Annotated in this window: 12 protein-coding genes and 1 pseudogene; 8 read left to right on the forward strand and 5 right to left on the reverse strand. The window is 70.4% G+C overall.

Features of this window, described 5'->3' with window-relative positions; all coding sequences use genetic code 11:
* Positions 1-123: 123 nt before the first annotated feature.
* The gene (paaN, locus tag EST54_RS10150; RefSeq protein WP_129247228.1) at positions 124-1,806 is read left to right on the forward strand and encodes a phenylacetic acid degradation protein PaaN; all 1,683 of its coding nucleotides are present in this window, start codon (positions 124-126) and stop codon (positions 1,804-1,806) included.
* Positions 1,807-1,863: 57 nt separating this feature from the next.
* On the opposite strand, the gene EST54_RS10155 is transcribed toward paaN, so the two are convergent.
* The 3 genes from EST54_RS10155 to EST54_RS10165 are packed head-to-tail and all read right to left on the reverse strand — an operon-like array spanning position 1,864 to position 4,609.
* The gene (locus EST54_RS10155) at positions 1,864-2,538 is read right to left on the reverse strand and encodes a TrmH family RNA methyltransferase (protein ID WP_129247230.1); all 675 of its coding nucleotides are present in this window, start codon (positions 2,536-2,538) and stop codon (positions 1,864-1,866) included.
* The gene (locus EST54_RS10160; RefSeq protein ID WP_129247232.1) at positions 2,535-3,941 is read right to left on the reverse strand and encodes an HTTM domain-containing protein; all 1,407 of its coding nucleotides are present in this window, start codon (positions 3,939-3,941) and stop codon (positions 2,535-2,537) included. The genes EST54_RS10155 and EST54_RS10160 overlap by 4 nt, the downstream gene beginning before the upstream one ends.
* Positions 3,938-4,609, reverse strand: coding sequence for a DUF5819 family protein (locus tag EST54_RS10165; RefSeq protein WP_129247234.1), 672 nt, complete (start codon positions 4,607-4,609; stop codon positions 3,938-3,940). The genes EST54_RS10160 and EST54_RS10165 overlap by 4 nt, the downstream gene beginning before the upstream one ends.
* A gap of 170 nt (positions 4,610-4,779) precedes the next feature.
* Here EST54_RS10165 and paaA point away from each other — a divergent pair, with 170 nt between their 5' ends.
* The 7 genes and pseudogenes from paaA to EST54_RS10200 all read left to right on the forward strand — a co-directional run bounded on the left by paaA (position 4,780) and on the right by EST54_RS10200 (position 9,801).
* Positions 4,780-5,730 (forward strand): 1,2-phenylacetyl-CoA epoxidase subunit PaaA, encoded by a 951-nt coding sequence (gene paaA, locus EST54_RS10170; protein ID WP_129247236.1) that lies wholly within the window; start codon positions 4,780-4,782, stop codon positions 5,728-5,730.
* On the forward strand, positions 5,727-6,065 hold the full coding sequence (gene paaB, locus EST54_RS10175) for a 1,2-phenylacetyl-CoA epoxidase subunit PaaB (protein WP_006604471.1): 339 nt from the start codon (positions 5,727-5,729) through the stop codon (positions 6,063-6,065). Before paaA ends, paaB begins: the two co-directional genes overlap by 4 nt.
* On the forward strand, positions 6,062-6,778 hold the full coding sequence (gene paaC / locus EST54_RS10180) for a 1,2-phenylacetyl-CoA epoxidase subunit PaaC (RefSeq protein ID WP_129247238.1): 717 nt from the start codon (positions 6,062-6,064) through the stop codon (positions 6,776-6,778). The genes paaB and paaC overlap by 4 nt, the downstream gene beginning before the upstream one ends.
* A complete protein-coding gene (gene paaD / locus EST54_RS10185) occupies positions 6,772-7,269 on the forward strand; it encodes a 1,2-phenylacetyl-CoA epoxidase subunit PaaD (RefSeq protein ID WP_129247240.1) in 498 nt (165 codons plus the stop codon). The genes paaC and paaD overlap by 7 nt, the downstream gene beginning before the upstream one ends.
* Entirely contained in the window at positions 7,269-8,312 is a 1,044-nt protein-coding gene (gene paaE, locus EST54_RS10190) for a 1,2-phenylacetyl-CoA epoxidase subunit PaaE (protein WP_129247242.1), read from the forward strand. Before paaD ends, paaE begins: the two co-directional genes overlap by 1 nt.
* Positions 8,313-8,385: 73 nt before the next feature.
* Positions 8,386-8,541, forward strand: a pseudogene (locus EST54_RS10195) (IS481 family transposase); the annotation flags it as partial.
* 126 nt (positions 8,542-8,667) lie between these two features.
* On the forward strand, positions 8,668-9,801 hold the full coding sequence (locus tag EST54_RS10200) for an acyl-CoA dehydrogenase family protein (protein WP_129247244.1): 1,134 nt from the start codon (positions 8,668-8,670) through the stop codon (positions 9,799-9,801).
* A gap of 201 nt (positions 9,802-10,002) precedes the next feature.
* Here the strand turns inward: EST54_RS10200 and EST54_RS10205 are convergent, their stop codons facing one another.
* Together EST54_RS10205 and EST54_RS10210 are read right to left on the reverse strand one after the other, a co-directional pair.
* On the reverse strand, positions 10,003-10,347 hold the full coding sequence (locus EST54_RS10205; RefSeq protein WP_239013191.1) for a rhodanese-like domain-containing protein: 345 nt from the start codon (positions 10,345-10,347) through the stop codon (positions 10,003-10,005).
* 10 nt (positions 10,348-10,357) lie between these two features.
* Positions 10,358-11,470, reverse strand: coding sequence for a J domain-containing protein (locus EST54_RS10210; RefSeq protein ID WP_167511519.1), 1,113 nt, complete (start codon positions 11,468-11,470; stop codon positions 10,358-10,360).
* Positions 11,471-11,554: the final 84 nt, after the last annotated feature.

Here is an 11,554-nt window from a genome sequence, read left to right on the forward strand (position 1 = left end):
TTTTCCACAGGCGGGCCGGGCCCTCTTGCCCCGACCGATCGTTCGGTTACTCTAACTCCGTTGCCCTGTGCGCACCCAGCCCCTGTCCACTCTCCGCCCGGCTCGACGAGGAGTTGGTCTTCGATGGCCGCCGAAATGACCGCAGCGCAGTTGATCGAGAAGCACCGCCCGACCCTCGACCGGACGCTGGAGGCGATCAGCACCCGCGCGTACTGGTCCCCGCACCCCGAGCACCCGAAGGCGTACGGCGAGACCGCCGCACCTGACGGGCTGGCCGCCTTCGAGGCACTGCGCGGCAAGCGGTTCGAGCTCGACCAGCCCGGCACCGACGACTGGACGGGCGGGGAGGTCTCCCCGTACGGGCCGGAGTTGGGCATCACCTATCCGCATCCGGATGCGGAGGTCCTGCTGCCGGCCATGCGCGCCGCGCTCCCCGTCTGGCGGGACGCCGGACCCGAGGCGCGCGCGGCGGTGTGCCTGGAGATCCTGGCCCGGATCAGCGCGCGCACCCATGAGTTCGCCCAGGCCGTGATGCACACCAGCGGGCAGGCCTTCATGATGGCGTTCCAGGCGGGCGGGCCGCATGCCCAGGACCGCGGCCTGGAGGCGGTGGCGTACGCATACGCCGAGCAGGTCCGCACCCCGCAGCAGGCTCCGTGGTCCAAGCCGCAGGGCAAGCGCGATCCGCTGGAGCTGAGCAAGAGCTTCACGCCCGTGCCGCGCGGCGTCGCCCTGGTGATCGGCTGCAACACCTTCCCGACGTGGAACGGCTATCCGGGCCTGTTCGCCTCCCTGGCGACCGGCAACCCGGTGCTGGTCAAGCCGCATCCGCGGGCCGTGCTGCCGCTGGCGCTGACCGTCAAGGTGGCCCGCGAGGTGCTCGAAGACGCCGGCTTCCCCGCCGATCTGGTGTGCCTGGCCGTGGACAAGCCGGGGGAGGGCCTGGCCAAGACCCTGGCCGTCCGCCCCGAGGTCCGCATCATCGACTACACCGGTTCGACCGCCTTCGGCGAGTGGCTGGAGACGCATGCCCGGCAGGCGCAGGTCTTCACGGAGAAGGCCGGCGTCAACACCGTCGTCATCGACTCCACCGACGACTACAAGGGCATGCTCGGCAACCTCGCCTTCTCGCTGTCGCTCTACAGCGGCCAGATGTGCACCACCCCGCAGAATCTGCTGATCCCGCGCGAGGGCATCACCACGGACGCCGGGCCGAAGTCGTACGACGAGGTCGTCAACGATCTCGCGGCCGCGGTGAGCGGGCTGCTGGGTGATGATGCGCGGGCCAACGCCCTGCTGGGCGCCCTCGTCAATCCGCAGGTCAAGGAGCGGATCGATGCGGCGGCCGGGATCGGGGAGGTGGCGCTGGCCTCCCGCGAGGTGGCCAACCCCGAATTCCCCGGGGCCACGGTCCGCACCCCGGTGATCGTCAAGCTGGACGGGGCCAAGCCGGATGCCGAGGCGGCCTATCTGTCGGAGTGCTTCGGCCCGGTGTCCTTCGCGGTGGCCGTCGATTCCGCGGCCGACGCGGTGGATCTGCTGCGGCGCACGGTCCGCGACAAGGGCGCCATGACGGTCGGCGCGTACACCACCTCCGCCGAGGTCGAGCAGCTGGTGGAGGAGGCCTGTCTGGAGGAGTGCGCCCAGCTGTCGCTGAATCTGACCGGCGGGGTGTACGTGAACCAGACCGCGGCGTTCTCGGACTTCCACGGCTCGGGCGGCAACCCGGCGGCCAATGCGGTGCTGTGCGACGGCGCCTTCGTGGCAAACCGCTTCCGGACGGTGGAGGTGCGGCGACAGGCATGACGGCACCCGGGGCCGGACGGGGGCCCGGAGCGTTCTCCCGGGCCTCTCACCGCTCGGTCAGCGGGCCGGTGGCCCCTCGATCCGCGCATGGCGGCCGATCCAGGCATGCATCGCGATGGCGGCCGCGGCTCCCGCGTTGATCGAGCGGGTCGAGCCGAACTGCGCGATCGAGCAGACCAGCGAGGCGTGCCGGCGCGCCTCCTCGGTCAGTCCCGGTCCCTCCTGGCCGAACAGCAGCACACAACGCCGCGGCAGCTCGGTCGTCTCCAGCGGCACGGAGCCGGGGAGATTGTCGATTCCGATGATCGGCAGCTCCTCGGCCGCCGCCCAGGCGGTGAGATCCGCGGTGTCCGGGTGGTGGCGGACGTGCTGGTAGCGGTCGGTCACCATCGCGCCGCGGCGGTTCCAGCGGCGCTGCCCGACGATATGGATCTCCTTGGCCAGGAACGCGTTCGCGGTCCGTACCACCGAGCCGATGTTGAAGTCGTGGCCCCAGTTCTCGACGGCCACATGGAAGTCATGGCGGCGGGTGTCGAGATCGGCGACGATCGCCTCCCGCGTCCAGTAGCGGTACTCGTCGACGACGTTGCGGCGGTCGCCGTGCGCGAGCAGCTCGGGGTCGAGCCGGTCGTCCTGCGGCCAGGGCTCCGGGTGCGGTCCGACGCCGATCTGGGTCCCGTACCCCTCGTCGTACTGGAGGGGCTCGGCGGGGGCGGTTTTCTCGCTGCTCACCCCACGAGCGTATGGCCACCGCCGCCGTGCTCCGTACGGGCCGGCGGCTCACCGTCCCCGGTTCCGGGGGCCGGCCCGAGCTTCCGGCCGCGTGGGAACAGCCGTTCCCGCAGGCCGGAGACGCGCGCGGAGAGCCAGGTAAGGAAATTCGTCGGCAGGAAGACCGCGTCCGCCGTGATCATCGCGAGCGAGAAGAACGGGAGTCCGAGCAGGACCGCGATCGAGAGGTGCTCGCAGATCATCACGACCAGCAGCACATTCTTCAGCCGGCGGTTGAAGACCGTGAACGGGAACGCGACCTGCACCATCACCGTGCCGTAGGTGATCAGCATGATCATCACGCCGTTGCTGCCGAGCAGCTCGGACAGCCCCGGCCAGGGGGAGAAGTAGTCCAGGTGCATCGGGTAGTAGACCGCGGTGCCGTCCTGCCAGCGGTTTCCCTGGATCTTGTACCAGCCGGCGGTGGCGTAGATCAGGCACACCTCGACCATGATCACCAGCAGTGCGCCGTTGTGGGCGAGCTTGGCGAGGGTGTCCAGCACGATCCGCGGCTCGCCGGGCGCGTACCGCTGCACCGCCCACCACAGGCCATGGGTCAGCCACAGCCCCCACAACACCAGGCTCCAGCCGATGTGCGGGAACGGGCCGTTCCCGAACCAGGTGAGGCCGTAGCCGCCGTTCAGCTGGGCGACGGCCAGAGCGAGGCCGAGTACGGCCCACAGGACGACTCCGGGCAGGTCACGGGCAGGGGCGCCGGCGGCTGCGTCCGTGCCGGAGGCCGGTGCACCGGCCGCGGCCCTCTTGGCGCGACGTGCATCCAGCGACCAGACCTGCCCGCACCGGGTCAGCACGAGATACATCGACATCAGGTGGATGACGTTGTCGCCGCCGTCCCCTATGAAGATGCTGCGGTTCTGCAGCGAGAGCACGCCCACCATGAAGAGCACCGACATGGTGCGGGTCCGCCAGCCGAGCATCAGCAGCGCGGCGGACACGACGGCCAGGAGGTAGACACACTCGAACCAGCCGCGGCTGTCGGACCACGGCAGCACCGAGAAGGCGTGGTTGCCGGCCAGGAGCCGGCGCGCCATGTCCAGGTTCCAGGGGCTGTCGGGCCCGTAGAGCACCGCGCGGTGCGGCCACTCGCGCAGCAGGAACAGCAGCCAGGTCGCCGAGAAGCCGATCCGGATCACGGCGGTCTGGTACGGGGCCAGTGCCCGTGCGGTGACGCGCCCGAAGCCGCGGCCGATGGCGCGCTCGATGCGGGTCTCCTCGTAGGGGGAGGCTTCCTGGGACGTCTGTGGTGCCTGTGCTTGCTGAGGCACGTCGGTCGGCTCCGTGGGGTGCGGGGGCTGCCGGTCGTCCGGCGTCTGCTGAGGCTGCTGGGGCGTCGGTGACGTCACTGGTGGTTCGCCCCCTCGGGCAGGTCGTCTGCGGTGACCTGCCACCAGGGCAGCACGCGGTACACGGGCTTGTCGCTGATCTTCTCGGAGCTCCACGGCGGCGGGGTGACCGCGGTCGTCTGCGAGCGGACCTGGATCTGCTCGACACGGCCGCCGCCCCTGGTCCACTCACCTTCCATCCGCAGCAGCACCAGCCGCCGGATGTAGCGCTCGGACAGCTCACCACGGGGGCCGACCGGGCGGTTCTGCGCGTTGTGGCTGCTGCTGAAGAGTTCCCAGGCGCGGCGCAGCTGGTTCTGCTGGGTGTGGCTGGGCAGCGGGTTGTGGAGAATGGCGCGGCCGTCGCGGGCGGTCAGATCGGTCCAGCCGGTGGTCCGCACGGCGCCGTCCTCGGTGCGCAGCTGCCCGCGGACCTGGACCGCGATGTTCTGCTGGAGGGGATTGGGCGCGAACAGCTTCCAGTTCTGTTCGTACTCGGGATACACATAGTCGCTGATCAGCGCGCCCTGCTGTCGGCTGAGCGTGTTCGACGGCGCGACGTGCAAAAACATCATGGCGAGATGAATCGCGACAACGACCGCCAGGGCACACGCCGCCACACCGATGACGATCCGCGAGGGCAGCGAGAGCGCAGCCAATGGCCGCGATTCGTCCCCGTATGACTGCATTCCCGCCCCGTTCCCAGAATCCATGCGGCCAACTCCGCTCCGGAACGGTACCTACGCGGCCACGCCGGGCACACCCTCACCCGCGTTATCCACAGGCTTGACACCCGAGAGCCGCCCACTCACCATTGAACCGAACGATCGGTCGGTCGGGAGCAGCGAGGGGGCACCACATGACGACGATCGCGCCGGAAGAGACGGCTCGCGAGGCCGTATTCGACGCCACCGTGGCCGCGGACGAGCGCATCGAGCCGCGGGACTGGATGCCGGACGCCTACCGCTCGACTCTCGTGCGGCAGATAGCGCAGCACGCCCACTCCGAGATCATCGGCATGCAGCCCGAGGCCAACTGGATCACCCGCGCGCCGTCCCTGCGCCGCAAGGCGATCCTGATGGCCAAGGTGCAGGACGAGGCCGGCCACGGCCTGTATCTCTACAGCGCAGCGGAGACCCTGGGCACCAGCCGCGACGAGCTGCTCGACAAGCTGCACTCCGGCCGCCAGAAGTACTCCTCGATCTTCAACTACCCGACCCTGACCTGGGCCGACGTCGGAGCCATCGGCTGGCTCGTGGACGGCGCGGCGATCACCAACCAGGTCCCCCTGTGCCGCTGCTCGTACGGCCCCTACGCCCGCGCGATGGTCCGCGTCTGCAAGGAGGAGTCCTTCCACCAGCGCCAGGGCTACGAACTCCTGCTGACCCTCAGCCGCGGCACCGACGCCCAGCACGCCATGGCGCAGGACGCGGTGAACCGCTGGTGGTGGCCGTCGCTGATGATGTTCGGTCCGCCCGACGACGAGTCGGCGCACTCCGCGCAGTCCATGGCCTGGAAGATCAAACGGCACTCCAACGACGAGCTGCGCCAACGCTTCGTGGACATCTGTGTCCCCCAGGCAGAGGCCCTCGGGCTCACCCTCCCCGACCCTGACCTGACGTGGAACGACGAGCGCGGCCACTGGGAATTCGGCGCGATCGACTGGGCCGAATTCCGCGAGGTCCTCAAGGGCAACGGCCCCTGCAACGAACAGCGGATCAGCCGCCGGCGGCAGGCGCACGAGGAAGGCGCCTGGGTGCGCGAGGCAGCCGCCGCACACGCGGCCAAGCACGGGAAGGCCAGCCGATGACCACACCACGCCCCGCCGAGACCCCCACGGCCGCCGCGGACACCGCCCCCCGGCCCGGCGACTGGCCCCTGTGGGAAGTCTTCGTACGCAGCCGCCGCGGCCTCTCGCACACCCACGCCGGAAGCCTGCATGCGCCGGACGCCGAGATGGCGCTGCGCAACGCCCGGGACCTGTACACCCGCCGCTCGGAAGGCGTCTCCCTCTGGGTGGTGCCCTCCGCGCAGATCACCGCCTCCTCGCCCGACGAGAAGGACGCCTTCTTCGAGCCGGCCGGCGACAAGCCCTACCGCCACCCGACCTTCTACGAGATCCCGGACGGGGTGCATCACCTGTGAACATCACCGCCACCCCGGCCCTGCCCCTCGGGGACGACGCCCTGATCCTCTCCCACCGCCTGGGCGAGTGGGCCGGCCACGCCCCGGTCCTGGAGGAGGAGGTCGCGCTGGCCAATATCGCGCTGGATCTGCTCGGCCAGGCCCGCATACTGCTCTCCCTGGCCGGCGACGAGGACGAGCTGGCCTATCTGCGCGAGGAGCGGCAGTTCCGCAACCTCCAGCTCGTCGAGCAGCCCAACGGCGACTTCGCCCACACCATCGCCCGCCAGCTCTACTTCTCCACCTACCAGGAGCTGCTCTTCAACCATCTCGCCGCCACGGACAGCGAGTTGGCGCCACTGGCCGGAAAGGCCGTCAAGGAGGTCGCCTACCACCGCGACCACGCCCACCAGTGGACACTGCGCCTGGGCGACGGCACCGACGAGAGCCGTACCCGGATGCAACGCGCGGTGGACGCCCTCTGGCGCTACACCGGCGAACTGTTCGAGCCGGTGGAGGGCCTGGAGACGGTGCCCTGGGCGGCCCTGCACGACAGCTGGGCCGCACGCATCACCAGCACCCTGGAGCAAGCGACCCTCACGGTCCCGGAAGGCCCCCGGCACGGCGCCTGGACGGCCGGCGCGGGCCGCCAGGGCCTGCACACCGAACCGTTCGGACGGATGCTCGCCGAGATGCAGCACCTCCACCGCAGCCACCCGGGGGCGACATGGTGACCACCACGGCCCTCGAAGCGGAACTGCTGGCACTGGCCGGCTCCGTTCCCGACCCCGAGCTGCCCGTGCTCACCCTCGCCGAACTGGGCGTCCTGCGCGGTGTGCAGCTGACGGCGCCGGGCCGGGTCGAGGTGCTGCTCACCCCCACGTACACCGGCTGCCCCGCCATCGAGGCGATGTCGGCCGACATAGAGCGGGTGCTGCACGACCACGGCATCCCCGAGGTCGAGGTCCGCACGGTCCTCAGCCCTCCGTGGACCACGGACGCGATCACCGCCGAGGGCCGCCGCAAGCTCGCCGAATTCGGCATCGCACCCCCACGCCCCACCGGACCGGCCGGCGGACCGGTCGCCGTCGACCTCACCCTCCGCTGCCCGCACTGCGGATCGACCGACACCACCCTGCTGAGCCGGTTCTCCTCCACTGCGTGCAAGGCACTGCGCCGCTGTGAGTCCTGTCGCGAACCCTTCGACCACTTCAAGGAGTTGTGATGTTCCACCCGCTCCAGGTCCGGGAGATCGAGCGGCTCACGGACGATGCGGTGGCCGTCACCTTCGCGGTCCCGCCCGAGTTGCGCACCACCTTCCGGCACACCCCCGGGCAGCACATCGCACTGCGCAGAGTGGTCGACGGCCAGGAGATCCGCCGCACGTACTCCATCTGCACCCCGGCCACCGACGACCCGGTGCTCCGCGTGGGCATCCGACTCGTCGAGGACGGCGCCTTCTCGGCATACGCGCTCAAGGAACTCGCGGTCGGCGACACGGTGGAGGTGATGGCCCCGGCCGGCCGGTTCACCCTCGACCCGCGCCCCGGCCACTTCGTCGGCATCGTCGGCGGCAGCGGCATCACTCCCGTGCTGTCGATCGCCGCCACGCTGCTCGCCCAACAACCGGACGCCCACTTCTGCCTCATCCGCAGCGACCGCACGGCGGCGTCGACGATGTTTCTGGAGGAGGTGGCCGACCTCAAAGACCGCTATCCCCAGCGTTTTCAGCTCATCCACACCCTCTCCCGCGAGGAGCAACAAGCCGGCCTGCCCTCCGGCCGCCTGGACGAGCCCCGGCTTCGCTCCCTCCTGCCCGCCCTGCTGACGATCGACTCCGTCGACGGCTGGTACCTCTGCGGCCCCCATGGCCTGGTCCAGGGAGCCGAACACGCCCTTCGGGCCCTGGGAGTGCCCCGCACGCGCATCCACGAAGAGATCTTCCATATCGACAACGGCGCCGCAGCACCCCCCGCCGTCGCCACCCCCGCACACAGCGCCGTGACCGCCACCCTCGACGGCCGCTCCGGCACCTGGCCGGTCCACGACAACGAATCGCTGCTAGAAGCGGTCCTGCGCAACCGTGCAGACGCCCCCTACGCCTGCAAGGGCGGCGTCTGCGGCACCTGCCGCGCCTTCCTGGTCACCGGCGAGGTCCGTATGGACCGCAACTTCGCCCTGGAATCCGACGAGGTCGATGCAGGGTACGTCCTGGCCTGCCAATCCCACCCGGTCACGGAGAAGGTCGAGCTGGACTTCGACCGCTAGACGTTCTGGCTGGAGCGACCGTGGCGGGTGAGGCAGCTCTCGGCCGAGGCACCTTGAGAAAGGCGGCCGAGCGTTCCAGGCCTCGCCCACAACGGCTCGGCGCTGGACTACCCGTTGCCGTCTCTTCAACGAGGCCGGTATGACGGTCCGCTCAAGCTGCCCACATCACAGCCCGCGACGCACCCCGTCCCGCACTGAGCTGCGTATCAAAAAAGTACGCCTCGCGCGGTGGTAGGGCTCCCGGCCCGAGGCTCAACTCCCATGCCCTGCCGCCGCATTCGCCATTCCCAATTCCTGCAACCTGTTCTACCTTGACGCTTCGTCAGTTCGAGGCGCCGCGTGGGAGGACAAACCAGTGGACTTCACCCTCACCGAGGAGCAGCAGGCCGCCGCCGAAGCCGCGAAGGCTGTCTTCTCCGGGGTCGCCCCGGACAGCGTTCCCAGCCCCGCGCTCGCTCCCGGTGCGGTCGCCGACGACTTCGACAGAGCACTGTGGCGCAAGCTCGCCGACGCCGACCTGCTGAGCCTGCCGATCGCACCCGAGCACGGCGGCGCAGGCCTGGACGCAATCGCGCTCTGCCTCGTCCTCCGCGAATCGGCCAAGGTTCTGGCGCGCGTCCCACTGCTGGAGTGCAGCGCCGCCGCACTCACCATCCAGCATTACGGGGCCGACGGGCTACGGGCGGAGGTCCTCCCCCGGATCGCCACCGGGAACCTCGTCGTGACTGTGGCCGCCGGCGGCCGCAGCGGACACGAACCGGCCGAACTCGCCGTGCAAGCCCGCCCGGAGGGCGCCGACTGGATACTCGACGGCATCCAAATCGCCGTCCCCTGGGCCCAGATGGCGGACCGGATCCTGCTTCCTGCCCACACTCCCGATGGCCATGCGGTCCTCGCACTCGTGCCCCGCGCCCACCCCGGCGTCACGCTCGACGACCAGATATCCACCAGCGGTGAGCGTCACGCCGAGGTCCGCCTGGACTCCGTACGCATCAGCGCCCAGGAAACGATCAGCGATGCCACCGCTTGGGCGTCGCTTCGCAATGTCCTGACCACCGGCACCTGTGCACTCGCCCTGGGGCTCGGCGAGCGCGTCCTTGCCATGACCAGTGACTACACCAGCAAGCGCGAACAGTTCGGGTTCCCGGTGGCCACCTTCCAGGCCGTTGCCGTCCAGGCCGCCGACCGCTTCATCGACCTGCGCGCCATGGAAGCCACCCTCTGGCAGGCGGCCTGGCGCATCACGACCGACGCGGCCGGCCCGCTACCACCCGCCGGGGACGTTGCGGTCGCCAAAATCTGGGCCTCCGAGGGCGTCCGCCGGGTCGTTCAGACCGCCCAGCATCTGCACGGCGGCTTCGGCGCCGACACCGACTATCCACTGCACCGCTACCACGCCTGGGCCAAACAGCTCGAGCTCTCCCTTGGCCCCGCCGCCGCCCACGAGGAGACCCTCGGCGACCTGCTCGCGGCTCATCCACTGGGCTAACGAGAGCCACCGCACACGCATCGGGGCATCGGGTACCTCGGTGCTGGGTTTCACGTGAAACCACCCCCGGGTCCAGGCAGACCGGCGCCGGGACGCAGGGCCCTGGACGACAGCCGCTCCTCGTCCCGGCTCCGGCTCCGGCTCCGGCTCCGGCTCCGGCTCCGGCTCCGGCTCCGGCTCCGGCTCCGGCTCCGGCTCCGGCTAGACGATCGTCCCCGAGCCGCCCTTGCCGTCCGAGACGGGTCGACCAGCGGCTTCCCAGGCCTGCATGCCGCCCGCAACGTTCACCGCATCGACGCCCTGCTGGATCAGATACTGGGCGACCTGCGCCGAACGCCCGCCGACCCGGCACAGCACATGCACCTTGCCGTCCGCAGGAGCCGCCTCGGTCAGCTCGCCGTATCGGGCAACGAATTCGCTCATCGGGATGTGCAGCGCACCCTCGGCGTGCCCCGCCTCCCACTCGTCGTCCTCGCGCACATCCAGAAGGAAGTCCTCCGACGTGAGTGCGTCGACATCGACCGTGGGCACAGAACCAAATTGCATGGTCCCGACGCTACCCGACCAGCTGCGCGAGGTAGGTCTCGCGTTCTGCGACATCGGCGAGCAGCTTCTCGGCGATCTCCTCCAGCAGCGCGTCCGGGTCCTCCGGCGCCATCTTGATCATCGCGCCGATCGCGCTCTCCTCCAGCTCGGTGGCCGCGGCAGCCAGCAGTTCCTTGCGCTCGGCCAACCACTCCAGCCGGGCGTAGAGCTCCTCGCTCTCGCTGAGCCGCTCCTCAGCCGGCGCGGGACCGGCCTCCCACTCCCGCGCCAGCTCACGCAGCACCGCCTCGTCGCCCCGCGCGTACGCGGCATTGACCCGCACGATGAACGCATCCCGCCGCGCCCGCTCCGCGTCGTCCCGTGCCAGGTCGGGGTGGGCCTGTCGCACCAGGTCGCGGTAGACCTTGCGAGCCTCCTCGCTGGGCCGCACCTTCTGCGGCGGCTGCACCGACTGTTCGGTGAGCATCGCCTGCGCCTCCGGAAACAGCCCGTCCGACCCCATCCAGCCGTGGAACAGCTCTTCCACCTCCGGCATCGGCAGCACCGAGGCCCGGGCCTCCCGTGCCTTACGGATGTCCTCGGGGGAGCCCGTACGCGCTGCCACCGCCTCGGCGATCTGCGCGTCCAGCTCATCCAGCCGCGCGTACATGGGGCCGAGCCGCTGGTGGTGCAGGCGGGAGAAGTTCTCGACCTCCACCCGGAAGGTCTCCACCGCGATCTCGAACTCGATCAGCGCCTGCTCAGCAGCCAGCACTGCCTTCGCCAGCCTCTTGGTCGCCTCGTCCTGCGCCGCCTGCTGATCCTGCGCGCCGCCCTGCTCAGCTCTTGGATCGCCCTGACTCGCGCCCGGACCTGGCGCCGCTCCCGCCCCGGCCGAGCCGGCGGGCGTCTCGGCGCCCGTTCCGGTTTGACCAGCGGGCGGACCAGCCGGCTCACCGGGTTCCGTACCCACCGCCTCGAGGTCCGCGAGCTGATCTTCCGGGCCACCGCCGTAACCGAGGTGGGCGCCCTGACCGCCGCCGCGGGCGTCCGATGCCTGCGGGTCGGCCTGGGCGTCCGGGGTGCCCGAAACGTCGGGTCGGTGCTGGCCGTCCTGCGCGTTCTCCGCGTGCGAGTTCGTCACCCGGCCAGCGTACGGCCCATGCCGGACCGGGCCCTCCACGGTCGTCCGATCCTTTCCTGACCGGGGCCCCCTCCCCCTCCCCCT

Source organism: Streptomyces sioyaensis (genome assembly GCF_004122735.1).
Taxonomy (GTDB): domain Bacteria; phylum Actinomycetota; class Actinomycetes; order Streptomycetales; family Streptomycetaceae; genus Streptomyces; species Streptomyces sioyaensis.